A 24,778-nucleotide genomic window follows, 5' to 3' on the forward strand; every position below is an offset into this window, starting at 1 on the left:
TCTAGCTTTAAAGCATGGTTGCGGGCATCAAAAGTATAAAATTATGCTAAAATTTCGCAGATAAGTGCTGTGCAAAAATTGTATACGCAATTTACGATGATTTTATGGAGATTTAGATGAGCGAACAGGTAGTAGATAAGCGCAGACGCCTTTTTTTAACGGCTGCAGCTACTGCGGTAACGGGTGTTGGTGCGGCTTATGTGGCAGTTCCATTCTTAGCGTCAATGAACCCAAGCGATCGTGCGAAAGCAGCGGGTGCTCCCGTTGAAGCTGATATTGCGAAGCTAGAACCAGGCCAGTTAATTCGTGTTGAATGGCGTGGAAAACCAGTTTGGATTTTAAAGCGTACAAAAGAAATATTAGCTCAACTGGAAGAAATGACGGAGAAATTAAGAGACCCTGGTTCTAATGAATCCGAACAACCAGAATCATGTAAAAATGTTTCTCGTTCACTCAAGCCGGAAGTTTTTTTAGCGGTTGGTATCTGTACTCACCTAGGTTGCTCTCCTACCTTTAGACCTGATGTAGCCCCAGAAGATTTAGGCCCTGATTGGCAAGGTGGTTTTTTCTGCCCGTGTCATGGATCTCGTTTTGATCTGTCTGGTCGTGTATATGCTGGCGTGCCGGCACCATTGAACTTGGTTGTACCACCACACCAGTATTTAACAGATACCAGAATATTAATTGGTTCAGACGGAGGGCAAGCATAATGAGTGGCTTTTTGAAAAATGCATTAGGTTGGGTGGATGATCGTTTTCCGCTAACTAAAGTATGGAATGAACACCTTGCAGAATACTATGCGCCGAAAAACTTCAACTGGATGTATTACTTCGGTTCGTTGGCGATGTTGGTATTGGTAAACCAGATTATTACGGGTATTTTCTTAACGATTAACTACAAACCCGATGCGAAGTTAGCGTTTGATTCTGTTGAATACATCATGCGTGATGTTGAATGGGGTTGGTTAATCCGTTATATGCATTCGACCGGCGCATCAGCGTTTTTTATTGTGGTCTATTTGCATATGTTCCGTGGCTTAGTTTATGGCTCGTTTAAAAAACCTCGTGAATTAGTTTGGACATTTGGCATGATCATTTATGTGGCGCTAATGGCTGAAGCATTCATGGGCTACTTACTGCCTTGGGGTCAGATGTCTTATTGGGGCGCGCAAGTTATTGTGTCCTTATTCGGTGCCATTCCATACGTGGGCGAAGACCTTGCACTATGGTTACGTGGCGATTACGTTATTTCTGATGCGACACTAAACCGCTTCTTTGCTTTCCACGTTATTGCTATCCCATTAGTGTTGGTTATATTGGTCTTTATGCACATTGTGGCCTTGCATGCTGTGGGTTCAAATAACCCAGAAGGTATTGAGATTAAAAAACACAAGGATGATAAAGGGGTGCCTTTAGACGGTATTCCTTTCCACCCATATTATTCAGTTAAAGATTTAGTGGGTGTCGCAGTATTCTTGTTCATTTTTGCACTCATTATTTTCTATGTACCTGAAATGGGTGGTTACTTCTTGGAGCACGCAAACTTTATTCCTGCTGACCCACTAAAGACGCCAGAACACATTGCGCCAGTTTGGTACTTCACACCTTTCTATGCGGTATTGAGAGCGGTGCCTGATAAGTTCTTGGGCGTTGTTGCAATGGCGGGTGCGATTATTGTTTTATTCTTATTGCCTTGGCTAGACAGAGGGGTGAATAAATCTATACGTTATAGAGGCCCTGTGTTTAAAGCAGCTATTGTGGCATTTTGTATCAGCTTCATAGGTTTAGGCTACTTTGGGATGCAACCAGTTACAACCGTGGGAACATGGTTCTCTAGGTTCTTCTCACTTGTTTATTTTGCATTCTTCTTATTGATGCCTTTTTATTCAAATATTGGCCAAGATAAATATGTTCCAGAGAGGGTAGAAGAGAAATGAGAAAACTAAGTATAGTTTTATTGGTATTGTTCTCGTCGCAGTTATATGCGGCTGGTGGACATATTGAACTTCAGTCAGCAACAATAGACCTGAATAACAAAGCGTCTTTACAAAGGGGTGCTAAATACTTTGTGAACTATTGTTTAAGTTGCCATTCAGCCAAGCAACTTAGGTATTCAAGAATGGCAAAAGACTTAGAGATTTCGCCAGAATTGGTAGAGCTAAACCTAATGTTCACTGGTGATAAAATATTTGATGGGATGACGATATCAATGCGTCCTGAAGATGCAGAAAAATGGTTTGGTGTTAACCCGCCAGATTTATCTCTGATTGCACGTTCTCGTGGTCCGGACTGGTTATATACCTACCTCAAAAGTTTCTATATAGATGAGGAGCGTCCATTTGGTGTCGATAATGCGCTGTTCCCTAAAGTAGGTATGCCTCATGTGTTAGCGGATCTTCAAGGCTTACAAAAAGCTGTCTATATAGATGTAGAGAATGAAGATGGTACTGTAAAAAAAGTGATGGATCGACTAGAAATTGAGAAACCGGGTCGAATGAACGAGAGAGAATACGATAAGGCGATGAATGACCTTGTTAATTTCATGACTTATATGGGTGAACCAGCAAAACTAGAACGCCAACGACTTGGCTGGAAAGTGTTGGCATTTATCTTGGTGATGATGGGTGTATTCTACTTATTGAAGAAAGAGTATTGGAAAGATATCCATTAGTAAGACAAATAAGCTTTAAAGTTAAAGAGCTTTGTGCAAAACGCAAAGCTCTTTTTTACATTTAATAAAACGGAAAAAACGATGATAAACGCACTTAATAGAAAATCAATCATGACACTTTTTGCAGACCCAGTGTGTCACTACAGTCATAGGGCGCGCTTCATTTTGCGTGAGAAAAGTGCTTCTGCTGATGTTGAGTTTGTAGATGGCAAAGAGTTCCCAGAAGACCTACAAGAACTCAACCCATATGGAACGTTACCGATCCTAATTGATAGAGATTTAGCATTGTTCAATTCCAGAATTATTATGGAATACCTAGATGAGCGTTTTCCTCATCCGCCTTTATATCCTATTGATCCAGTTTCAAGAGCGCGTTCACGCCTATTAATTCACCGTATTGATCAGGACTGGTATACATTATTGGACGACATTATTAATGCAGGTGAGAAGAAAGCCGCTAAAGCAAAAAAATTGCTTAGGGAAAATTTGATTGCTGCCGTGCCATTGTTCGAAGCAAATAAATACTTTTTAAGTGATGACTTTACATTGGTAGACGGTGTGTTGGCTCCTTTATTATGGCGCTTACCACTCTATGGTATTGAGTTACCTAAGGAAGCAAAAGCGATTACTGACTATGTTGCACTTGTCACTAAGCGTGAAACATTCCAAGAAAGCATGAGCAAAGAAGAGATTGATATGATGGAAAGCCACTTGTTAATGGCCTCTTAACTCTACATGACTCCTCTGAAACCCTACCTCGTTCGCTCGCTGCATGAGTGGATACTAGAAAATGGTATGACACCATACTTACTGGTGGATGCAAATTATGAAGGTGTTATTGTACCAACGGCTTATGTATCCGATGACAGAATAATTTTAAATACACACCCTTCTGCCATCCAAGATTGGGTTATAGATAACGAGGCTATATCATTTTCTGCAAGGTTCTCAGGTCGACCTGAGAACCTATATGTTCCTATCAATGCAATATTGGCAACATATGCAAAAGAAAATGGTAAAGGCATGATGTTTGATGAGCACTTCGAAGATGATGTGCCGCCGGATCCTCAAGATTCAGCGCCAAAAGTGACAGCAAAAAAACCTGTTCTAAGAATAGTTAAGTAATTTGATTTATCCACAAATTTTATGAACTTTTCATCTGCTGTCAAATCAAACTCGGAAGAATTAGAAACGTAAATAAAAATTAAAGTAATCAAATGACAGCATCTGATAAAAAAATCACTATAGTTTTCTTTGTATTGTTCATTATTTCATCGTTATTTTTCTTTGATGTTGTACGTATTGATATGGAAGATGAAACGAAGTCTTATCCAGTATTTGTCTCTGGGGAACCAGCAGATATGCCGGTTATAGAGGAGCGTTTTGGAGTAGTTGAAGCGGCCTTATGCAGCACGACTAAGAAGGGTGAAAAGATTGTTAGGCTAGCGGCAATTTCAGTATTACAACATGCGGTGGATGATCTTGGCGGTAATGGGATTATTGAGCTAGTGACAAGTTATGGTAAACACAATGACTTACATAAAGACTGCCCATATGGCGTAGCTGTCCAGGGTACGGCAGTACTATTTACTGATTAACCTTTGTATTTAGTCAGCAAAAAAGGTGCATTCGTTACCTATTAGAATTGGAATTAGCCGGTGCTTAATCGGTGATTCTGTTCGATATGATGGCGCAAACAAGTACTCAAAAATTTGTTGTACTGAACTCTCGAAGGGCTTTCAGTTAATTCCTATCTGCCCAGAGGTGGGTGCTGGTCTTTCTGTTCCAAGACCGCCGGTCGAGCTTATTCAGCATATTGATGGCACTAAAGTAATAGGGCGAGATGATTCCTCTATTGATGTCACGGATAAGTTGATTAGATTTTTCGATAGCCAAGTACCAGTATTAAATTCACTGGCAGGGTTTGTACTAACGCCTCGTTCGCCAAGTTGTGGTTTAACGACGGTACCTATTAAATCTCCCAACGGCCGGCTACTTAGTAAAACCGGTAATGGTTTTTTTACGACATCACTGATCAATCATTTTCCCTATTTACCTCTTATTGAAGAGCCTTTTTTGGCTGATCAGCGTGAGTTGTTATTGTTCCAAATCCGCGTTATCTTCTATTACCTTATTCATCAGAATATACTGTTTTGCAATCAGTTCACCGAGCATGTTATTTGTGACAAATTACTGACTAACATAGACGTCGGGGATTCTAAAAACAAGAAAATGATTACCCTTAACACTTTACTAACTGGCATGAACAGCGAACAGTTAGATCCCTTATTAAATATATTAAGAGAGCGCCTAAATGACAAATAACCCTTCTTTAATCGATGCCTTTAATGCCGCTGCTGATGAATATGCGGATTGTGAGTCTGTGATTGAAAATGATCAATCGTATACCTTCGCAGAGCTAAAAACTGCCTCTGATAAATTCGCTGTTGGCCTACTTAGGCAGGGTATTGAAAAGGGTGATAGGGTTGCACTTTACTGTATTAATAGCGTTGAATTTGCCGTTGCCTATATGGGTATCGTTAAATCGGGTGCGGTGGTGGTGCCGATCAACCTGCTTCAAAAACCAGCTGAAGTTATTTATATAATGAATAATGCAGAGGTGAAAGCCTTGGTTTATCACGATAGCTTTCGGGCTAATGTGGATGAGATTATTCCGGCGTTAACGATACCTATTTTGAGTGTTCAAATAAGTTCAGTTCAAAGTGAATCGAGTGATTGGCTGCAATTGTTTGAAAATGATGGTTTACTTCCAGCTGTAACAATTGATGTGGAAAACGATTTAGTTGCAATTTTGTATACCTCGGGTACGACCGGTAAACCAAAGGGTGCGATGTTGACACACCACAATTTGGTGACCAATACCGCCAGTGTATTTCAGGCGATGAAATGGCAAGCTGGCAAGGAAGTAGTCACCTTAGTATTACCAATGTTTCACGCCTTTGCAGCAACCGTTGGTATGTTAACGCCACTGACGCACGGTTGTAGCTTTGTTCCTATCGCAAAATTTGAGCCGGATAAATTACTGAAGATAATTAAAAAAACCAACAGCAGCGTTTTTCTCGGGGTTCCCAGTATGTACAACGTATTATTGAATACCAAAGACGACAAGAAGAGTCACTTTGGCTCAATAAAGCTCTGTATATCGGGTGGTGCCTCGATGCCCGTGGATGTGATGAATCGTTTTGAAGAGAAATTTGGTGTAGCTATTTATGAAGGTGATGGGCCGACAGAGTGCTCTCCTGTTACCTGTGTTAATCCTGTCGGTGGTGTTCGAAAAATAGGAACGGTTGGTTTACCAGTGCCGAACGTTGAAATGAAAATTTTAGATGAGAGCGGCAAAGAAATGGCTCGCGGTGAGATTGGCGAAATAGCCGTAAGAGGCGACAGCGTTATGAAGGGTTATTGGAAACAACCCGAAGCCACAGCAGAATCATTTGTTGATGACTGGTTTTTGACCGGCGACTTAGGAAATGAGGATGAAGAGGGTTACTTCAGCATTCTTGACCGTAAAAAAGACATGGTTATTGTCAATGGGATGAATGTTTATCCTAGAATTATTGAAGAAGTGCTTTATCGTTTTGACTCGGTATTAGAAGCCGCGGTGATTGGACACAGCGACAAACTACACGGTGAAATACCTGTTGCTTATATCGTGTTAAAAGATGGGTTTGAAGCTGATTCAGCAGATATAAGGCGGTGGTGCCGAGAACACTTGGGAAGCTACGAGGTGCCAAGAAAAGTAGTGTTTATGGACGCCTTACCAAAGAATGGGGCAGGCAAAATAGTTAAACGTGTACTCAATAAGCAAGGCGAAGTAGAACGAGGAGTTCAGTGAGCTAAATGCTGATTGAAGCTGTTGATGTTGATTTTTGGCGTGAGGAAAATATTCTTACGATCTGGCAAGCAGCTTTTTTGATGAATAACATTGAACCGTGGGATGAGCCTATTTCGAGTAATGCTAAAGTACCGAAAAAAGTGGAAGAAATGCGAGGCAGATTGTTGGCAGATATCCCTCATTACGAAACAGGTCAAATCTTCGCTCAGCAAGGCTGGTCTTGCAAAATGCAACGTCCAGCACAGCTATCGGGCTATTATTTTAGCCGTGAAGCACTGATAGAATGGGCTAACGATAATTTTTCGGTGCCTAAAATACCTTTATTTATAGTCAAATAAGCGGTGGCTATTTCAATTCCACGAACTGCTTTCTAGCGCGTTTCTTTTGCAGCATAACCGGTGCGCACTGGTGTTCGTCATTATAAATAACAAGACATTCAAGGCATTGAATGCACTCGTTGTAATCAACTTTACCTACCTTTGAAATAGCCTTGATTTCGCAGCGAACCGTACAAACTTGGCAAGGTTTGCCGCAATCGTCACGACGGTCTAACCATTCAAAGAGATGGAACCGGCCTAACATAGCCAGCCCAGCGCCCAGTGGACACACGTAACGGCAATAGAATTTATGAATAAACATACCGATGGCTAACAAGCTAACGGCAAATGCTACAAAGTACCATTCACGGTCAAAGACTAATGTAATGCTGGTTTTAAAGGGTTCAACTTCCGACAGTGTTTGCGCCAAACCCAAGTCGTAAAAACAAATAGCCGATAGCCCTATAACTATTAGGTATTTCAGCTTTTGTAGTACACGATGTACCGGTTCTTTGATCTTAATTTGGGGGAATTTTAAGACCTTACCTACCCAGGCGAGCATCTCTTGAAGTGCGCCAAAAGGACATAGCCAACCACAAAATACCCCGCGGCCCCAAATAAACAGGGTTACAAAGGTATACGTCCAAATGATGAAAAGCACAGGGTCGAGTAAGAAAAGATCAAGCTTAAAACCATCTTGTAGCGATAATAAAACGGTGTAAATGTTCACCACAGATAGTTGCCCTTGGGCATAAAATCCAATAAAAAACAGGGTGAATAAAAGGAATGCCCAGCGACTGTATTTAACAACCTTGGGGTGCTTGGACAGGGAACGTTGTTTGATAAAGATTAGCGTTAGCAAAATGAGTGAAACAATGGTGATGCTAATTTCCATTACCCTAGAATTCCATAAACGCTTCCAGATTGGGATACGTTCTTCTTCAATAATCTCTGGTTTGTAGAAAAGTTCGGCCGGCAATTGATGAGCGCTTTTCTGGTTAATGTTATCGCCAAGAAGGTAGTTTTGGCGTAAATCGTAATTTAGTTGAATGGTGAGTTCTTTCGATGGATCAAAGCCTGCGTTGCCTTTGATTTTTAGTAACCTAAAATTAGGCAAGTCAGGCACGCTTTCAGCTAGGTTTTTATCGTAATAGCGGTAAAAAGCCATGTCTCTAATTAACAGCGGCAGTTCATTTTGGTATAAAGATAATCGCGTTGGTATTTTTCCCGGTCTGAAATCATCTTCTAGGTAATCGTACGGCCCTGTAGACATCACCCCGATGATATGTTCGCCGGGTTTGGTGGATTCTAATAAACGCGCGTAATCTTGCTCACCCAGTAAATTTCTGCCGATAATAGGTGCGTTTAAATATGCGTAATAAATGTCGGATACAACGGTTAAGTCAGGATCATCAAAGCCATGGTTGGGGTAATCGGTTAGCTCTCTTCCTAAGGCTGTTTCCAGCTGCTCTCGGCTAACAAGCCAGTGCCCCACTAGTTTCTTGTCTAATAATTGTTGCCAGTTAAGTGGCTCGAATAAATCCATTTTTGGTAACGAAGCTGTGTCTTGCACAAACTTACCTAAGACTTTTCGAGCGACCTCTAAGGCGGCAGTCAGTAAAGTATCGTTTGCAGCAATGACCGAGACAGTGGCCTTAGTGACGCCATCAAAGATCAAACTGCCTTCACCAGTAGAGGAAACCGAACGTGAGCGACTACTATCAACGATGATACGTTCTGACACACTGTGACCGGGGTATTGATCAAGAAATTTTTCTAATGCTTGAGGCCCCAGACCGTGCATAAAAATGGGTTCGTGTTGGAAGAGCACGCGCACCCCCATGATTTGCCCCTCGTTATCAATGCCGATCAGTAAATTAATGATGTCGCCAGCAAAGCCTTGAATTTGAATAAAGTCTTTACTCTCGAAGGCATATCCCTCCTGTTGAAAGGCAACATAAATAGGCCAGACGTGCGTTTTAGGGTCCTTTTTATCAATGCGTGTGGCATTAGGGAAAATCTCTTTAATAAGGCCCTCAATCCTGCCATTAACGAGAGTACTTTTAGTAAACGAGTTTGTACCCATGTCGGGCGCCTCTTCAGCTAAGACAGGGCCTCCCGTGAATAAGCAAAAGATAAAGGTAAAAAGTAGCTGTTTATAATTATTATTAGAAAGCATATTATTTTTGAATATAAGAACTAAGTGTCAATATTTAATTGGCTATGATAGCAAACTAATAAGCAAAATTTTAGCGACTGCTTTAGCCCTCTCAAACTCATTCATATTACTTAATGGGGGTTAGCCATTATGGCTATAGTGAACCGAGCGAATGCTTGAAACTGAGATTTAGGTTGTGATGTTCGCTAGACCAAGCTCCTTGAGATAGCGGCTGTGTTGCTGCTTTTAAAGGATTTTGGCTAGGTGTTTACTGTGAATATTCTCGCGGCTAAAGCAGGGTTTTAGTCGGTCATTCGTCAATGGCTGTGTTAAAACGGCGGTTTTTTAATTAACAAAATGGGTTACAGGCTAAATCTAGCGCTTGTTTAGACTGTTTTTCAGCTTTATTGTTGGTAAGTTTTAATAACATAGCGTTCGACAATTTGTTGGAATTGTTCTGCGATATTATCGCCCTTTAGGGTGACATCTTTTTGACCATCGATATAAACGGGAGCGACCGGTTTTTCACCAGTTCCGGGTAGGCTAATGCCGATATTGGCGTTTTTGCTTTCCCCAGGACCATTAACAACACAACCCATGACGGCTACTTTCATCTCTTCAACACCGGCATATTGAGTTTTCCACTCAGGCATTTTATGGCGTAAATAAGTCTGAATATCTTGCGCTAGCTGTTGGAAATAGTCGCTTGTCGTTCGACCGCATCCTGGACAGGAGATAACGGCGGGGGTAAATGAGCGTAATCCCATCGACTGCAAAATTTCTTGTGCTACCACGACTTCTTTGCAGCGATCGCCGCCTGGCTCAGGTGTTAAGGAAATTCGAATGGTGTTGCCAATACCTTGTTGTAGTAAAACAGCTAATGCGGCGGTGGATGACACGACACCCTTGCTGCCCATACCGGCTTCAGTTAGCCCAAGGTGAAGTGGATAATCACAACGTGAGGCAAGGTCTTGGTAAACAGAGATAAGGTCTTGAACGCCACTCATCTTGCAAGATAGGATTATTTTTTCTTTTGCTAAACCTAACTTATTGGCTGTTTCAGCGCTTTCTAATGCCGATGTAATAACCGCATCGTGCATCACCGCGATAGAGTCTCTAGGTGTGCTAGATGACGAGTTTTCGTCCATTAGCCGCGCCAACACAGACTGATCAAGGCTGCCCCAATTAACCCCAATGCGCACTGGTTTGTCGTATTGGATGGCAAACTCAATCATTTGAGCAAACTGAGGGTCACGTTTACTACCGCGACCAACATTACCGGGGTTAATACGGTACTTAGCCAATGCTTGTGCACAAGATGGGTGCTTAGCGAGCAATTTATGACCATTAAAGTGGAAATCACCGACTAAAGGAACATCGCAACCTAATTCATCAAGTTGTTGCCTAATGGTGGCGACAGCCGCCGCGGCCGCTTCAGAATTCACCGTAATTCGAACCAGTTCAGAACCAGCCTGAGCTAATTGGTAAACTTGCTTAACGGTTCTTTCAATATCAGCGGTATCCGTGTTGGTCATTGACTGAATGACGATGGGGTGCTGATGACCTATTAAAATTGAACCTACTTTGACCGTTAAAGACTTTTGCATGATGAATTTTTTGGATGTGTAAAAAATGACTTTTGTAGCGACTATTATAACGTTTTAGAGCAATGGGTAAGGCATTTGACGGTCCCGTTAAATAGCAACGCTCAATCTTTAATAATAAGTCGCCTGCTATCAGTAGTGGATACCGTTGTTTTTAACAAACCTTATGAAATTGCTCAATAACTGTAAAAGCACGATCAATAATACTATAGGGCGTGTAAAAGTGCGGTGAAAATCGAATACCACCACCTCGCTTCGCGCAAACGACATTATGTGCCGTTAAGTATTCAAAAAGCTCATTCGTTTTAGCATTGGAAGGCTTGAAAACAACAATATTATTTCCATGGCGGTCGGGGCTTGTTAATAATTCTAAAGAGGGGGTTTTTAGAACTTGATCAATTACGTACTGCCCGCGCTTAACAACATTTTCCGATACGCTCTGCATGCCAATATCCAGTAACAAACCAATGCTAGCTGATAGCGCATGGATACTGAGCATATTGGGACTGCCGCACTCGAAACGCCTTGCAGATTGGGCGGTTGTCCACTCTGGCGCATCATAGTTGCCCATGTCTTCAACCATATGCCAGCCGAACTGGCTTAATTTAAGCTTACTGATCGCTTGTTTTCGGCAGTAGAAGAAGCCTAGGCCTTCAGGGCCGAGCATCCATTTATGCCCATCAGCCATCATAAAGTCAGCTTTATATTTTTCTACATCAACGGGAAATGCACCGACCGATTGAATCGCGTCGATACAAAATAGAACGCCTTTTTGTTGGCAGGCTTCGCCTAAACGTTCGAGGTCAACGCGTAAGCCAGACGCGTATTGAACCGAACTGATTGTTAACAGTTTGGTGTTACTATCGATATTGTTGATGAGAGCTTCGGTAGGGTCAGCAGCATCTTTAAGGCGTGTTTTTTTTACTTCGACGTCTTGGTTGGAAAGCGACTCCCAAGGAATCATATTGGAAGGGAATTCTTCGTCGCTTGTCACAATGTTATCACTAGTAGCCCAGTCTATCCCGTAAGCGACAAAGGAAAGAGCCTCGGAGGTGTTTTTAACGAGTGCGATCTCATCAACGGAAGTCGCATTGATCAATTGTGCGAGTTGTTGCTTTAGCTGGGCTTCAACTTTTAACCAGTTTGCATATTTTTTAGAACCGATAGTGACGTTTTCGCGACAAAAGGCGACAACGGCTTTTTCCGTTCGTACAGGCCATGGTGCAACCGCTGCGTGGTTTAGATAAATAACATCATCATCTAAATTAAATTCACTGCTAAAGTGGTTATTCATTTGTGTTGTGCCGTTAAAAAAGTAGCATTCTATCCTTTTTTAAAATTTCCTTATAGACTTAGCTTGTTGATTGCACAGTCTATGCTAAGGAGAATGGTATGTTAACTATTGGGCACAGAGGAGCCATGGGTTACGCACCTGAGAACACCTTGTTGTCGGTTCGTAAAGCCATCGAGCTAGGCGCTGATTGTGTGGAAGTGGATGTGTATCTAGTGGGCAAAACGCTAGTGGTTATTCATGACCCTACCTTGGATAGAACGACCGATGGAAAGGGCAAGCTCGACAGTCATAGTTTTGCTGAGCTAAGGGCGCTCGATGCGGGGCAAGGCCAGCAAATACCCACTTTGCAAGAAGTCATTGATGTCACGAAGGGCAAAGTTGGTTTAAATGTTGAGTTGAAAGGCGCGGGGATGGCCTGTGCTTGTGTGAAGTTGGTTAATACGTTGGTAGAGGCCGAGAAACAGCAGATTCTGCTGTCATCATTTCTTATGGGTGAGCTGGCGGTAGTCTCACAGTTAGATGTGAGCCTGAACATAGGCGTATTGGCGAGTAAAAATATTGACGATTCTTTTGTTTGGGCTGGCCGGCTTAAAGCCTTTTCAATTCACTTAAATGAACGGAGTGTGACACCCCGTCTAATTGAGCGAGCGCACTTTGAGGGGCTAAAGCTCTATGTTTATACGGTGAATGGGCTCAAGGATATTGAGCGAATGAAAAATATGGGCGTTGATGGTGTATTTAGTAATTATCCAGATCGAGTATTAGCGGCTTGTTCAGACTAATTGCTTGAGCTTTGACCGTGTGTATAGCAGGGTAATGATCATGCTGAAAAATACAATAAGCGCGACAGAGCCAAATAGCCAGTTGATGCCATAACCGAGATGGAGGATCAAAAAATAGTTGACGGTTAGCGGTAAAATTAATTGTCGAAATAAACCCATAATGACCGGAAAGTCGGGCTGTTTAATGGCCTGTAGAGTGGCAACGCTAATAAAAAGAGACACATAACAGAAAAAAGCCAAGGCATCGATTCTTAGATAGGTGGTGCCTACCTCGATAATAGTTTCTTTGTGGCTAAAGAAGCCCATTAAAAGGGGCGACAAAAAAATCATAATGGGAATGCACACAAGAGAAATAGAAAAGCTGAGTATTAAACCCTTACGGTAAGTCTCTGCGATGCGACGGAAGTTCTTAGCGCCAAAGTTCTGCCCAGAAATCGCTAAAACAGCTGCATTGAGCCCTAGGGCTGGGAGTAACAAGACCTGTTCAAGCCTTAAACCAACGGAGTAGCCGGCAACCGCGTAATCACCAAACCTGCTGACAAACCCTGTGATCATGAGGCTACCGATAATCATAATAGAAAAATTAAAACTGGCCGGTAATACTTGTCTCAGAATGGCTAAAGAGGTGCGTTTATCAATGTAAGGAAAAGGCGTATAGCCTAATTTTTTACATAAAATAATGAGTAAATACAGCGCTGACGCCAACTTAATGATGAGGGTTGCCCAAGCCAGACCAGCAACACCCATCTCAAAACCGAAGGTCAATAATGGGTTAAGTCCTAGGTTAGCAAAAAAACCAACGATGAGCGCATTACGGTTAGAGGTGGTGTCGCCTAGGGCCATTAGCGCACCCGCCGCAATAGTGCTAAAGGAGAAAGCAATATTGCCAACAATCAGAATCTGAATATAGTCCCAGGCTAATTCGGTTACCTTGTCTTCGGTGCTCAACCAATCAATAGTGTCTTTGGCAAATGCTAAGCCCAACACAATAATGATCATTGAAAAAATAATACCGACACCGAAGGCGTTTTTAATGATGTTTTTTAATTGATGGGTTTGCTTTAGGCCAATTTCTGTTGCCACCATCACTGAGGTGCCGTTTTGTAAGCCCGCTAGCAATCCAATGAAAAGGTAAAAAACGATACTGGAAATAGATAAGCCGACGAGGGCATCATCCGACACCTTACCTGCGAACCAATTGTCGGTTAGATTATAGAGCGTGTTAAAAAACATGCCCATTGAAGCGGGTATGGCAAGTTGAATTAAGTGGCGATAAATGGAGCCCGTGGTTAAATCTTGATAAGGCTTGGGGGGAAGCATAGGTTTCAAAACAGTGGACGTTAGAGTAATTATAGTCGCTTAAAAAACAAGCGCTCATGAAAATTAGTGGTGTGGTATTTTATTATTTGATAGGAGTGTTTAATTTGACTGCCTTAAGTCATTATGTGATAAAAATTAATTGGTTATCATGATATTGTTTATTCAGCGGCAAATAATAGGATGTGATATTTGGCATTAGTATTGCTGCAGGTCTATTGTTTTTTATAATAAAAATTAGAGAGGGTAAGAGCAATGAGTATTCCATTACCAACCAACTGCATGAGTATTGATGATTTAAGCATCGGCATGCGTAAGGAAAAAACCTACAAGATTGAACATGAAGACGCGGTTCAATTTTCCAAAATGTCTGGGGACTGGAACCCCGCACATCACGATGAAGACTACGCTGCAAAAAGTATTTTTAAACAGCGAGTTGCACACGGCATGTTTTCTGTCATTCAGTTTTCTGGTGTCTTGGGTATGGACCTTCCTGGTTTAGGCACTTTGTGGCTTAAACAAACGGTGGAGTTCTTAAGACCGGCCTTTTTTGGGAGTGAGTATCGCGCTGTTGTTGAAGTGTTGGCGATTGATAAAGAGAAAAATACGGTGACCTTTAGTACGGAATGTTTTGACCACGAAGGCAATAAGATTATTACAGGAGAGGCTGTTGTTAAACCAATTCCAGCCAAATTAAAAGCAGTAACGAACTGATTGAGGGACTATGTCAAATTCTAAAGAAGATAAATTTATACGCCAAGAAGGACCTGTTTTTTTATCGGGTAACCAAGCTTATTTACGCTTAACTTTTGAACAACAACGCCGTGACCGAGAAGCAGGTTTAAATACGGGCGGTTTTATTTCTGGATATCGAGGTTCACCCTTTGGTATGTTCGATATGGAAGCCAAAGGTGTAGAACAAGCGCTAAACGAGCGAGATATTCATTTCAATCCCGGTGTTAACGAGGCAATGGCTGCGACGTCCATTTGGGGTTCACAGCAAATAGATTTCTTTGAAGGTAATAAGTTTGATGGCGCATTTGGTCTTTGGTACGGCAAAGGACCCGGCATAGATCAAGCAGCTGATGCACTTCATCACGCGAATTTATGGGGCACGAGTAAACACGGTGGCGTAGTAATGGCGGTGGGCGATGATCCGATGAGTCGTTCGTCCAGTATTCAACAACAAAGTGAGTATGTTTTGTCGGGTTTATGTATTCCGATTATGCATTGCTCATCGGTACAAGATATTTATGACTTTGGCCTTATTGCTTATCAAATGTCACGCTATGCTGGAGTGTGGGTTGCTGTTAAATCGGTGTCCGATATTGCCGAGTCTTGGTATATGGTTGATATTGATCCAAAGCGTACGGAAACGGTGCTGCCACCGGCGGATGACTTTGTTATTCCTGCCAGCGGCGTTCACACACGTTGGCCAGATCGTTCGGTGGATCAAGATGAGCGGATCGTAAATGCACGACTTCCAGCCGTTAAAGCGTTTACTCGAGCAAATAAACTTAACAAAGTAACGCTGGACGCCAAACAGCGTCGGGTAGGTATTATTACCGCAGGCAAAAGTTACTTAGATACGCTGGAGGCACTGGATGACCTGCGTATTGATGAGGCAATGCGTGATGAACTAGGGCTGGCGGTGTTTAAAATTGCCGTTATTTGGCCGCTTGAAGAAACCTTGGTTCGTGAGTTTGCTGAGTCTGTTGACGAAATTTTGATTGTTGAAGAATCACGACCATTTTTAGAAACTCAAGTAAAAGACATTTTATTTGATATGCCGATGGATATCCGTCCGCTTGTGATGGGTAAAAAAGGCCGTGACCAGCAAGTACAATTCCCATCAAATGGAGAGTTAACGCCTGCGCTTATTTCAAAAGTTTTGGTGGAGTGGTTAAAGCCCTATAAAACAACGGATTCAATGAATAAATGGGTGGAGGTGCTTGATGCGACAAGCAAACAGCTCAGCATTCCTCGTAATACAGTGGAGCGTACGCCCTATTTTTGCTCAGGCTGTCCACACAGTTCATCCACCAAAATTCCAGAAGGCAGTGAGCAACTTATCGGTATTGGTTGCCATTTCTTGGTTGGTTTGATGGATCGTAATGGCGTTACATATACTCAAATGGGCGGTGAAGGTGCAACTTGGGCCGGTGCTTCGCCGTTTTTAGGTAATCGTCATACCTTTGTCAATGTAGGTGATGGAACCTTCTATCACTCTGGGTCTAATGCCATTCGTCAGGCAATAGCATCGAACATTAATATTACTTATAAAATTCTATTTAATGATGCCGTTGCGATGACCGGTGGGCAAGCTTTTGATGGCCCTCTATCCGTTGCCAGTATTACTCAACAAATGAAAGCAGAGGGTGCGGCACGTGTGGTGGTGGTTTCAAGAGAGCCGGATGAACTTAATAAGTCTCAATTTGCGACAGGTACAGATGTCTATCACCGTGATGATTTGCAAAAGGTTATGCACGAATTGGCAGACATCAAGGGTGTCACCATTTTGGTTTATGAACAAACCTGCGCAACAGAATTACGCCGCCGACGTAAACGTAAAATTGTCGAAACGCCTAAAAAACGGACGTTTATTAATTCACGTGTTTGTGAGGGTTGTGGGGATTGTGGTATTCAATCGAATTGCCTTTCAGTACAACCATTGGAAACAGAGTTAGGTAGAAAGCGTGTTATTGATCAATCAGGCTGTAATTTAGATTTTAGTTGCGTTAAAGGGTTTTGTCCTAGCTTTGTTACGGTCGAAGGTGGGGAGCTAGCGAGAGGTAATGCGGTTAGCTTGTCAGATGAGCTTTTTGCAGAATTACCCGAACCGACACCCAAACCACTTGATGGCGTATTTGGCTCACTCGTTTGTGGTATTGGCGGTACGGGGGTTGTGACCATTTCATCCATGATTGGTGAAGCAGCAAAATCTGAAGGCTTTGCCTCTCAAGTGCTTGACTTAACCGGTATGGCGCAAAAATTTGGTGCGGTTTACTGTCACCTTAAAGTCGCTAATAATGTTGATGAACTGAATTCCACGAGACTATCAATTGGCAAAGCCGATTTATTGATTGGTGCGGATATCGTTACGAGTGCCGGCGATGAAGGGATGTCGCGTTTAAGAGAAGGGCATACTAAAGGCGTGGTTAATTCTCATGAGATTGTGACGGGTGCCTTTACGCGTGACGGTGATTTCAGTATTCCTGTTGATGATATGAAACAAGCTTTAGAGCGGTTCACGGGGGCAGGAAACTGTGACTTCTTTGATTCGACTCACGTTGCAGAAACACTAACTGGGAATACGATTGGTGCAAACATGATGTTGCTTGGCTATGCCTGTCAAAAAGGCTGGTTACCGGTCAAGGTTCAATCGTTAGAAAAAGCGATTACTGATAATGGCGTTGCCGTGGCTTATAACCAACAGGTGTTTAAAATTGGTCGGTTAATGGCGCATGACCCTAAGCAGGTTGAGTTACTGATGGAACAGGGTGCGGCAATACCCGAGTGGGAAGTACTATCACTGACGACTGATGAACTTATTGCTCGTCGCGAGAGTGATCTTGTTGATTATCAAAGTAAATCATATGCAAAAAAGTTCACCACGTTAATTAATCAGGTACGTGAAGCTGAAGCAAAACTAGCTGGTGATAACGAAGACATTACAGAAGCTGCCGCTCGATACTTATATAAGCTGATGGCCTATAAAGATGAGTTGGAAGTAGCACGTTTGTACACGGATGGCACTTGGCAGAAACAAATCGAAGAGAACTTCTCTGGCGATTATGAAATCAAATTCCATATGGCACCGCCACTTATTTCTAAACGCGACCCTATAACGGGTCAGCTAAAGAAACGTGAATTTGGTGGCTGGATGTTATCTGCTCTGAAATTGGCCTCTAAGTTTAAAGGCATGAGAAATACACCACTAAACCCTTTTGGTTATTCAGCAGAACGCAAAGAAGATAAGGAGATTTTGAGCCAGTATGAGTCTGTGTTGAAGCAAATTATCAGCGGTTTGAATGAAGAGAACAAAGAGGTAGCCTTGGAGATGGCACATGTTCCCGAGTTTATCCGTGGTTATGGACACGTAAGAACTGAAAATGTTGAGGTGGCTCAACGCCGCTGGACAACACTGAATGAGCAGTTTAAGAACCCGTTGAAGATTATTAAAGTCACAACAGGTACGGCGGCTTAATTTTAGAATAAAGCAGTACTCAAAAGGCCCTGGTGAAAGCTAGGGCCTTTTTTTTAACGTATTACTCCCAGTTAGGCTTGAAGGGTAAATGCCAACTCAAGGCAGTTATGCGTTGTTATTCATTTCATACTAGCAACAACGAGGCCATCTATGCTTTAGGTTTTACCTTTATAGCCAACGCCAACACTGTAAATTTGCATTGCCACACGACGGATGAGCCCTGTGTTCTGTACGGGCATGCCTATAGGCAGGGTGCTAATGTTAATGGTGCTATGTGGGTGTGTTCTAACTTCAGTCGATGTGAGTCGACTACAAACGAGCCTTAAGGTTGACTTAAGAGTCGAATTTCGAGCAAAAATCCTTTATCGCTCCAACGACACCTTGTTTAGCCTCTAGGTGAACATAATGCCCAGCGTCGGGAATCTCGATGATAGATAAATCGCTTGAAATATGTTTTTTTGAAAGTTTTAGGTTTGGCAGGTAGCCAAATTCATCACTTTTGCCGTAAATTTGTAAAACGGGGCAGGTTATTTGGCTGAGATAATGGGAACAATCTTCTTTCTGGTAATTTTCATCATAGACCCGCTGAACCCAGTCATAAAATAAGGTATCGACGCCTTCTCCATGAAATTTAGCAAGTTTTTCGCGCAGGTTACCGTTTTCAAAATTTTCTTTCGCATTTTCTAGGCCTGCGACACAAAGCGGGTGTATGACCATTTGCGGCACGAGGGATACCACACCACAAACTTGCTCTGGGTGATGGCTTGCGGCGATAAGGGAAATGACGCCGCCATAACTATGACCGACCAAAATAACCTTATTTAAACCATAGTGTTGGAATAAATCATCAAGAGGTTCGTCGGCTTCTTCTATACGCGTATCACCTTTCCGAAAGCAGGATAAAGGCTCAGACTTCCCATGCCCCCAGCGCTCGTATGTGATTACAGGCAGTTGGGTTTTTTCATGTACCTGCTGCGGGAAATCACGCCACATTTCGATGCTGTCTATCGCGCCATGCAGAAAGACCAGAGTGGGTTTGTCCGTTTCTATTGTTCCTATCAGAACAGAGCGGATTCGTCGCTTGGCTGCTTGAAGGTAGTTTTCTTGCATGATTTAGAACCCTATTTGTAATTGGCTGATAAAGGCGGGGTAGCTGAAGCCGCCATCTGTTGGCTTATAATATGACAATTCATTGATCAACCTAATGTTGTCATCAAACTGCCAAGTGAACATGGCCTGATAAACGCTTCCTTGGTCCATACCACGAGCTAATTCATCGTCTGATTTGCCAGTTAAAGGCCTAAAGAACCCCGTTCTGGAAGGATGTTCGTTATTCACATGTTGGTACTGTAGTGCCCATGCCCAGCCCATGCTCTCAGAGTTCAATAAATAAGCGCGACTAAGTCCCAGAGTAAGGGCTGTTGAATTAAGCGTTCCTGTTGATTCGCCTTGTGCATTGGTAGCCATGCCACCTTTCGCATCGGACTCAAATTGTGCCCACGAAGCCCAACCCCACCAATGGTGAGCTTGAACATCAGCAAATGCACCTAGCCATTCATTGTTCAAACGTGTCCCCGCAGGTTGGAATTTTGTGTCGAGTGTTGCGCTGTCTTTAGACGCACTATAAGACGCACCAAAGCTGTATGAGAGTGGGCGATCCTTAAATTGATATTCATCGTCGCTGGGCGATACGCCAGTGGGACGAATAGAAAAGGCCGCCGCGAACATTAGGTCATTGTTGTCGTTATTTAAAGAAAGGTCGGGGCTGTTAAATAAGCCAACGGAGTAGTGTAAGCGGTTATCGAAATAGCCCTTGGAGCTGGTTTCCGGTAGCCCCATATTGCCTTTTCGTATCGATAGGCCACGGACACGACCAACGGCCCCTGGGGATAAATATTCACTAAATTTACGCTCGACACTGGCAGAAGTATGCGGACGGCGCGTATAGCCGGGAACAAACTGCTGACCGACCGTGATACTACCAATGGTGTCGTCAAAATGCTTAAAGCTCACCCAAGCGTCGAGCAGCCTTTGTGCACTGGGTAGACCCGGTACTTCATTTGCTGCCTCGTATTGAAAGCGGTAGCCGATTTTGTCAACAAGATAGCCGTGGAAACCAAAACGTGCTCTGCGTAGAGTGACGCTGTTGGTGCCCTCTAAGCCGTTTTTAGATGGGACGAAAGTATAACGTGGCTGTAATATGCCCCAAAAGTTTACGTCTGATCGTGTTTTAACTCTATTGCCTTTGCTAGTCGTAATCTTTTTAGCAGTGGCGACTAAAAAGTTACTATCTGGTTTAACAGGCTCTTTAATTTGAGCTTGAGACTCCGCTTGCATGGCCTGTTGTTTAATGTTGCTAACATCTTGCTGGCTTAATAAGCCTTTATTTTGCAGCGCATCCAGTACGGCATTAGCATACGCGTGTGAAGAGTTGGCCATGCTTGAGCTGCTAGTTAAGATAAGGCATACGAAGGAAAGTTTTTTTAATAGCATAATAGTGTTGTGTTGATGATTATCGTCAATAGAAGTTGTTTATGTGTGCTTTAGTCAAGGCTTGGATAGTCTGTATATCCGTCGGCAGTGCCACCATAAAAGCTGCTGGGGTCTGCTTTATTAAGCGTAGCGTCTTTTTTATACCGTTCGACTAAATCGGGATTAGAAATCAGTGGCACGCCAAAGGCGACAGCATCACAGATGTTTTGTTTAATGGCATTGTTTCCCCTTTCTTTATTGTAGCCAGCATTAGTGACGTACACGCCGTCAAATAATGAGCGAAGGTTCGTCAAATCAAACGCTGGACCTGCGGCGCCCGGTGACTCAGAGCCCATTTCTGTTACATGAAGGTAAGCAAGTCCGAGCTCATTTAATTGTTTAACAACATAGCCGAAAAGAGTTTCTGGGGAAGAGTCTTTCATGTCATTAAACGGCTGTAACGGTGATAACCTGACCGCGACACGATCGGCATCCCATACTTCACTAATAACCTTAACAATATCGAGTAAGAACCGAGAGCGATTTGCTAATGAGCCGCCGTAATTGTCTTCACGTTGGTTTGTTCCATCGCGTAAAAATTGATCTATTAAATATCCATTAGCGGCATGAATTTCAACGCCATCAAACCCTGCTTGCAAGGCGCATTTAGCTGCGTGAGCATAATCGGCAATAATGTCTTGAATGGCTTCGGCCGTTAATGCTTCCGGTGTTATAAAAGGTTTGGGGCCTTGCAGCGTCATTGCCTCGCCTTCCGGTTTAATGGCAGAAGGCGCGACAGGGCATTTGTTATCTTCTTGTAAATCGGGGTGCGAAATTCTCCCTACATGCCATAACTGGCAAAAGATACGCCCGCCTTGTTGGTGTACGGCATCTGTAATTTTTTTCCAACCAACCACTTGATCGCTGGTATGGATGCCTGGTGTTCCAGGGTAACCAATGGCTTGCGACGAAACCTGAGAGCCTTCTGAAATAATTAAGCCAGAACTAGCGCGTTGGCTATAGTAAGTTCTCATCAACTCATTAGGGGCAGTTGTAGGTGCTCTATTGCGCGTCATGGGGGCCATAAAGATGCGGTTGGGTAGAGTGAGTGGCCCAAGTTTTATCGGTGTAAATAAATCAGTCATCGGATAGTTTTTTGGTTGTTGAGGGGTGTCTTAAAAGTGGCGGGTATAGCCTATATCTAGCGTTGTTTCGTTGATGCCAAACTTAACGTCGGATCCAAAAAATGCCGTATCTTTGGCGGTCATCTCGTTTCGAAACGCATGCATAACGGCTAAAGTCCATTCGGAATCATCAGAGGTTTTATAACTAAAACCGGCTGTTAAGTGTTTAGACGGCATGGCGGGGGTGATGAGGTTCAAAATACTGGATTTTCTGGGTATTTGCTCTTCACCATAGTTTGCACCTACGCGAAGTGTTATTTTGTCGTCAAGGATATAACGGGCGCCTAGCTTATAGCCAGTGATGCTCTTCCAGCCAAATCCAACACCGTCTTTTGCTCCAAGCAGCCTGTCAGCTGAAAAACCACCCGTGAATTCTGTAACTGTTGGTACAGGATTAGATAGTGCGTCGATTTCATGATAGTTAATACGCGTTACATCAAAAGCCACTGAAAACTGTTTTGAAAAATTAACCGCCAGACCAACGCCAAAATTTGAAGGAATATCAAAGTCACCATTATTAGCTAGTAACCCAGAATATTTTTTCATTTTAGTCATTTGCATTTTGGGGGCATAAAAAGCGCCAAATTGGAATGTGTCGTTTGGTTTATAAAACCAGCCAAATTTCACACCTAAGCCATAAGCGACTTCATCACCCTTATTGGTAAGGCTGCCGGGATCGGATGAAAGTCCCTGAAAAAAATCTAGGCCTTGTGCACTAAATTTCTGAATGCCGAATAATGGCGCGATAGCAATATAGTTTTTGGGGCTGACTTCGTAGGTATATGTTGTAGCGATAATGACTTGGGCAAAGTCGACGCCTAAATGACCATTTGTCGTAATGCTGGGTGCGCCTAGAACCCGCTCAGCGGTCTCTGTAAAGAGGCGACGTCTATAGGCCGTATTGATGCCGCCATTGCCATAGACAGTAACACCGAGAGTGCTTTTATCGCTTAGACGTTTATTCCATCCAAAATTTGGGATCATCCAGTAATCACGTGTACTATCATCTCGGACAATCTCGTCGCAAGCGCCGATACCACGGCAATCAAACTCTGCATCACGGGGTAAGTGAAGAAACCTCGCGCCTACATCCCAGCCTTCTACCTGGGACATGCCTGCAGGGTTAATGGCAGCAGCCAGTGTATCTTGTGGAAAAGCGATGCTGGCACCGGCCATGCCGGTCATCTTTGCCCCGTATGCGATGGCAAAATAACCGTTGATTGCGCTAGCTGATTGGCTAGCAAATAATAAAATTAATGCGAGTGATTTTGAAAATTTCATTGGTGGAATATTAAAGTTAAGGTTTATTGTGTAAATGATAATAAGTTATACGTAAAATAACAATGCAGTAAAATTTACATAACCTGTTCTATTATTGAGAATAATAAAATTATGCAAAACCTCAAACGAATGATGATTTTTTACCATGTTGTTGATTTGGGGAGCTTTACCCAAGCGGCAATAAAGCTGAAGGTCGCTAAATCAGCCGTTAGCAGACATGTCACCTTATTGGAAAAACAGTTAGGTGCGAAGTTATTGAATCGTACAACAAGGCGGCTTGGTTTAACCGAAGTGGGCCGTACCTACTTCCAAAGTTGTCAGCGTATATTTGAGGAGACTCAAGTGATGCACAACGAAATTAGTATGTTGCAAAACCAACCGGTTGGCTCATTAAAAATTGCCGCGACAAATTTATTAGGTAATAAATATATTACGCCGCTAATTGTTGAGTTTACGCGGCTATATCCAAAGCTAAATATTGAGTTAATGCTTCAAGATCAAGTGGTAGACATGGTTGAAGAAGGGATTGATATTAGTGTTCGGGTCGGCTGGCTACAAGATTCCGACTTAGTGGCGCAAAAAATAGCAGATTCAAAGCTTGTACTGGCGGCTAGCCCTGCTTATTTGAAAAAACACGAGCCGTTAATATCTCCAATGCAGCTTGAGAAACACCAATGGATTACATTTTCATTGTTACCGAACCCTAACGAATGGGTGTTCAAACAAAAGAAGCAATCGAAGGCCGTGTCTGTTCAGGGAAGCATTAAAACAAATAGCGCAGACGCCGTTAGAACTTTATTAGTGCAAGGAGCAGGGGTTTCTGTGTTGTCACATTTCATTATCGCTGACGACTTGCGTGAAGGTCGTTTGGTAGAGCTGTTGCCTATGTATGAGCTTGGTTCAGCGGGAATTTATTTAGTCTGTCAGAGTAAGCAATTTAAACAATTAAAGCTGCAGCTCTTTATGGATTTTATTAGTCAAAAAATAAATTTGGGCTACGACTGGCGTGAGTGAAAAATGAGTTGAGGTGCAGTGACCTTACTAAGGACATGGCGGCTAATTTCAGGTTGAATAATGGGTGCTGTAATAGCTACAGTTAGGATGCTCTTTGCATTGAAAACTTCCCTTTTACCTTTAAGTAGTGCCTTTTGAAGTTGTATTTACCTATAATACAAAGCATGGAAGCCTTATCATTTTTCAAATGTTTGTCTGATCAAACTCGTTTAACCTGTCTTATGCTCATTCAGCAAGAAGGGGAGTTGTGTGTCTGTGAATTAATGGAAGCGTTGCAGGAAAGTCAGCCTAAAATTTCTAGGCACCTTGCACAACTTAGACGGTTTGATTTGCTGTCTGATAGGCGTCAGGGTCAATGGGTTTTTTATAGTATTAATCCGTCATTACCTGCGTGGGCCAAAGACATTTTAAAAACAACCTCACGATCCAATGCGGCGTTTATTGAAAAGGGTCTTAATAATTTATCTTTGATGCGTTCACGCCCTGAGCGTGAGCGTATTTGTTGTTAACACCTTAACTTAGTTATTCCACTTAGATATTCGATTTTTAATCGTATTGAATTAGTAAACATATGAAATTTCATATATGTATAATTCCATATGTGATTTATTGTTGAATAGTA

Annotated in this window: 22 protein-coding genes; 14 read left to right on the top strand and 8 right to left on the bottom strand. The window is 42.7% G+C overall.

What is annotated here, in order from left to right; all coding sequences use genetic code 11:
• The first annotated feature begins 116 nt into the window (after positions 1–116).
• From petA to AB1Y31_01635, 9 genes are all read left to right on the top strand, one after another.
• Positions 117–710, top strand: coding sequence for a ubiquinol-cytochrome c reductase iron-sulfur subunit (gene petA / locus AB1Y31_01595; protein MEW4981858.1), 594 nt, complete (start codon positions 117–119; stop codon positions 708–710).
• Positions 710–1,936 carry a cytochrome bc complex cytochrome b subunit gene (locus AB1Y31_01600; protein ID MEW4981859.1) on the top strand — a complete coding sequence of 409 codons (1,227 nt, stop codon included), beginning with the start codon at positions 710–712 and terminating at the stop codon, positions 1,934–1,936. The genes petA and AB1Y31_01600 overlap by 1 nt, the downstream gene beginning before the upstream one ends.
• On the top strand, positions 1,933–2,670 hold the full coding sequence (locus AB1Y31_01605) for a cytochrome c1 (GenBank protein ID MEW4981860.1): 738 nt from the start codon (positions 1,933–1,935) through the stop codon (positions 2,668–2,670). Before AB1Y31_01600 ends, AB1Y31_01605 begins: the two co-directional genes overlap by 4 nt.
• A gap of 81 nt (positions 2,671–2,751) precedes the next feature.
• The gene (locus tag AB1Y31_01610; GenBank protein ID MEW4981861.1) at positions 2,752–3,399 is read left to right on the top strand and encodes a glutathione S-transferase N-terminal domain-containing protein; all 648 of its coding nucleotides are present in this window, start codon (positions 2,752–2,754) and stop codon (positions 3,397–3,399) included.
• Positions 3,400–3,405: 6 nt separating this feature from the next.
• Complete coding sequence (locus AB1Y31_01615) at positions 3,406–3,795, top strand: ClpXP protease specificity-enhancing factor (GenBank protein MEW4981862.1); 390 nt, start codon at positions 3,406–3,408, stop codon at positions 3,793–3,795.
• 92 nt (positions 3,796–3,887) lie between these two features.
• Complete coding sequence (locus AB1Y31_01620) at positions 3,888–4,268, top strand: hypothetical protein (protein ID MEW4981863.1); 381 nt, start codon at positions 3,888–3,890, stop codon at positions 4,266–4,268.
• A 25-nt stretch (positions 4,269–4,293) separates the two neighbouring features.
• A complete protein-coding gene (locus tag AB1Y31_01625) occupies positions 4,294–4,995 on the top strand; it encodes a DUF523 domain-containing protein (GenBank protein MEW4981864.1) in 702 nt (233 codons plus the stop codon).
• On the top strand, positions 4,985–6,526 hold the full coding sequence (locus AB1Y31_01630; GenBank protein ID MEW4981865.1) for a long-chain fatty acid--CoA ligase: 1,542 nt from the start codon (positions 4,985–4,987) through the stop codon (positions 6,524–6,526). The genes AB1Y31_01625 and AB1Y31_01630 overlap by 11 nt, the downstream gene beginning before the upstream one ends.
• A 5-nt stretch (positions 6,527–6,531) precedes the next feature.
• Positions 6,532–6,864: a hypothetical protein gene (locus AB1Y31_01635; protein ID MEW4981866.1), complete on the top strand. Its 333-nt coding sequence runs from the start codon at positions 6,532–6,534 to the stop codon at positions 6,862–6,864.
• A 7-nt stretch (positions 6,865–6,871) separates the two neighbouring features.
• Here the strand turns inward: AB1Y31_01635 and AB1Y31_01640 are convergent, their stop codons facing one another.
• From AB1Y31_01640 to AB1Y31_01650, 3 genes are all read right to left on the bottom strand, one after another.
• Entirely contained in the window at positions 6,872–8,929 is a 2,058-nt protein-coding gene (locus tag AB1Y31_01640; GenBank protein MEW4981867.1) for a 4Fe-4S binding protein, read from the bottom strand.
• Between the two features lie 476 nt (positions 8,930–9,405).
• On the bottom strand, positions 9,406–10,608 hold the full coding sequence (gene ispG, locus AB1Y31_01645; protein MEW4981868.1) for a flavodoxin-dependent (E)-4-hydroxy-3-methylbut-2-enyl-diphosphate synthase: 1,203 nt from the start codon (positions 10,606–10,608) through the stop codon (positions 9,406–9,408).
• A gap of 151 nt (positions 10,609–10,759) precedes the next feature.
• The gene (locus tag AB1Y31_01650) at positions 10,760–11,899 is read right to left on the bottom strand and encodes an aminotransferase class V-fold PLP-dependent enzyme (protein ID MEW4981869.1); all 1,140 of its coding nucleotides are present in this window, start codon (positions 11,897–11,899) and stop codon (positions 10,760–10,762) included.
• Positions 11,900–11,997: 98 nt separating this feature from the next.
• Here AB1Y31_01650 and AB1Y31_01655 point away from each other — a divergent pair, with 98 nt between their 5' ends.
• The gene (locus tag AB1Y31_01655) at positions 11,998–12,681 is read left to right on the top strand and encodes a glycerophosphodiester phosphodiesterase family protein (protein ID MEW4981870.1); all 684 of its coding nucleotides are present in this window, start codon (positions 11,998–12,000) and stop codon (positions 12,679–12,681) included.
• Here AB1Y31_01655 and AB1Y31_01660 read toward each other — a convergent pair.
• Positions 12,673–14,001, bottom strand: coding sequence for an MATE family efflux transporter (locus tag AB1Y31_01660; GenBank protein MEW4981871.1), 1,329 nt, complete (start codon positions 13,999–14,001; stop codon positions 12,673–12,675). The genes AB1Y31_01655 and AB1Y31_01660 overlap by 9 nt on opposite strands.
• A gap of 252 nt (positions 14,002–14,253) precedes the next feature.
• Between AB1Y31_01660 and AB1Y31_01665 the strand changes: the two genes are divergently transcribed.
• Complete coding sequence (locus AB1Y31_01665; protein ID MEW4981872.1) at positions 14,254–14,712, top strand: MaoC family dehydratase; 459 nt, start codon at positions 14,254–14,256, stop codon at positions 14,710–14,712.
• Between the two features lie 10 nt (positions 14,713–14,722).
• Positions 14,723–18,205 (top strand): indolepyruvate ferredoxin oxidoreductase family protein, encoded by a 3,483-nt coding sequence (locus tag AB1Y31_01670; protein ID MEW4981873.1) that lies wholly within the window; start codon positions 14,723–14,725, stop codon positions 18,203–18,205.
• Positions 18,206–18,538: 333 nt separating this feature from the next.
• On the opposite strand, the gene AB1Y31_01675 is transcribed toward AB1Y31_01670, so the two are convergent.
• The 4 genes from AB1Y31_01675 to AB1Y31_01690 all read right to left on the bottom strand — a co-directional run bounded on the left by AB1Y31_01675 (position 18,539) and on the right by AB1Y31_01690 (position 23,142).
• Complete coding sequence (locus AB1Y31_01675; GenBank protein MEW4981874.1) at positions 18,539–19,315, bottom strand: alpha/beta hydrolase; 777 nt, start codon at positions 19,313–19,315, stop codon at positions 18,539–18,541.
• 3 nt (positions 19,316–19,318) lie between these two features.
• Entirely contained in the window at positions 19,319–20,644 is a 1,326-nt protein-coding gene (locus AB1Y31_01680) for a porin (protein MEW4981875.1), read from the bottom strand.
• A gap of 104 nt (positions 20,645–20,748) precedes the next feature.
• Positions 20,749–21,822 carry an alkene reductase gene (locus AB1Y31_01685; GenBank protein ID MEW4981876.1) on the bottom strand — a complete coding sequence of 358 codons (1,074 nt, stop codon included), beginning with the start codon at positions 21,820–21,822 and terminating at the stop codon, positions 20,749–20,751.
• A gap of 30 nt (positions 21,823–21,852) precedes the next feature.
• Positions 21,853–23,142 carry an outer membrane protein transport protein gene (locus AB1Y31_01690; GenBank protein MEW4981877.1) on the bottom strand — a complete coding sequence of 430 codons (1,290 nt, stop codon included), beginning with the start codon at positions 23,140–23,142 and terminating at the stop codon, positions 21,853–21,855.
• A gap of 111 nt (positions 23,143–23,253) precedes the next feature.
• Here AB1Y31_01690 and AB1Y31_01695 point away from each other — a divergent pair, with 111 nt between their 5' ends.
• Both AB1Y31_01695 and AB1Y31_01700 read left to right on the top strand, forming a co-directional pair.
• On the top strand, positions 23,254–24,156 hold the full coding sequence (locus AB1Y31_01695) for a LysR family transcriptional regulator (protein ID MEW4981878.1): 903 nt from the start codon (positions 23,254–23,256) through the stop codon (positions 24,154–24,156).
• Positions 24,157–24,320: 164 nt separating this feature from the next.
• On the top strand, positions 24,321–24,665 hold the full coding sequence (locus AB1Y31_01700) for a metalloregulator ArsR/SmtB family transcription factor (protein MEW4981879.1): 345 nt from the start codon (positions 24,321–24,323) through the stop codon (positions 24,663–24,665).
• The last annotated feature ends 113 nt before the right edge of the window (positions 24,666–24,778 follow it).

The sequence above is a fragment of the Cycloclasticus sp. genome, from assembly GCA_040743155.1.
Lineage (GTDB): Bacteria > Pseudomonadota > Gammaproteobacteria > Methylococcales > Cycloclasticaceae > Cycloclasticus.

Excerpts from the sequence above, each read along its gene's own strand:
- AB1Y31_01675 (MEW4981874.1), bottom strand. The coding sequence starts at position 19,315 with ATGCAAGAAAACTACCTTCAAGCAGCCAAGCGACGAATCCGCTCTGTT.
- AB1Y31_01680 (MEW4981875.1), bottom strand. The coding sequence starts at position 20,644 with ATGGCCAACTCTTCACACGCGTATGCTAATGCCGTACTGGATGCGCTG.
- AB1Y31_01685 (MEW4981876.1), bottom strand. The coding sequence starts at position 21,822 with ATGACTGATTTATTTACACCGATAAAACTTGGGCCACTCACTCTACCC.
- AB1Y31_01655 (MEW4981870.1), top strand. The coding sequence starts at position 11,998 with ATGTTAACTATTGGGCACAGAGGAGCCATGGGTTACGCACCTGAGAAC.
- ispG (MEW4981868.1), bottom strand. The coding sequence starts at position 10,608 with ATGCAAAAGTCTTTAACGGTCAAAGTAGGTTCAATTTTAATAGGTCAT.
- AB1Y31_01610 (MEW4981861.1), top strand. The coding sequence starts at position 2,752 with ATGATAAACGCACTTAATAGAAAATCAATCATGACACTTTTTGCAGAC.
- AB1Y31_01690 (MEW4981877.1), bottom strand. The coding sequence starts at position 23,142 with ATGAAATTTTCAAAATCACTCGCATTAATTTTATTATTTGCTAGCCAA.
- AB1Y31_01630 (MEW4981865.1), top strand. The coding sequence starts at position 4,985 with ATGACAAATAACCCTTCTTTAATCGATGCCTTTAATGCCGCTGCTGAT.
- AB1Y31_01615 (MEW4981862.1), top strand. The coding sequence starts at position 3,406 with ATGACTCCTCTGAAACCCTACCTCGTTCGCTCGCTGCATGAGTGGATA.
- AB1Y31_01695 (MEW4981878.1), top strand. The coding sequence starts at position 23,254 with ATGCAAAACCTCAAACGAATGATGATTTTTTACCATGTTGTTGATTTG.
- AB1Y31_01665 (MEW4981872.1), top strand. The coding sequence starts at position 14,254 with ATGAGTATTCCATTACCAACCAACTGCATGAGTATTGATGATTTAAGC.
- AB1Y31_01635 (MEW4981866.1), top strand. The coding sequence starts at position 6,532 with ATGCTGATTGAAGCTGTTGATGTTGATTTTTGGCGTGAGGAAAATATT.
- AB1Y31_01600 (MEW4981859.1), top strand. The coding sequence starts at position 710 with ATGAGTGGCTTTTTGAAAAATGCATTAGGTTGGGTGGATGATCGTTTT.
- petA (MEW4981858.1), top strand. The coding sequence starts at position 117 with ATGAGCGAACAGGTAGTAGATAAGCGCAGACGCCTTTTTTTAACGGCT.
- AB1Y31_01640 (MEW4981867.1), bottom strand. The coding sequence starts at position 8,929 with ATGGGTACAAACTCGTTTACTAAAAGTACTCTCGTTAATGGCAGGATT.
- AB1Y31_01670 (MEW4981873.1), top strand. The coding sequence starts at position 14,723 with ATGTCAAATTCTAAAGAAGATAAATTTATACGCCAAGAAGGACCTGTT.
- AB1Y31_01700 (MEW4981879.1), top strand. The coding sequence starts at position 24,321 with ATGGAAGCCTTATCATTTTTCAAATGTTTGTCTGATCAAACTCGTTTA.
- AB1Y31_01620 (MEW4981863.1), top strand. The coding sequence starts at position 3,888 with ATGACAGCATCTGATAAAAAAATCACTATAGTTTTCTTTGTATTGTTC.
- AB1Y31_01650 (MEW4981869.1), bottom strand. The coding sequence starts at position 11,899 with ATGAATAACCACTTTAGCAGTGAATTTAATTTAGATGATGATGTTATT.
- AB1Y31_01660 (MEW4981871.1), bottom strand. The coding sequence starts at position 14,001 with ATGCTTCCCCCCAAGCCTTATCAAGATTTAACCACGGGCTCCATTTAT.
- AB1Y31_01605 (MEW4981860.1), top strand. The coding sequence starts at position 1,933 with ATGAGAAAACTAAGTATAGTTTTATTGGTATTGTTCTCGTCGCAGTTA.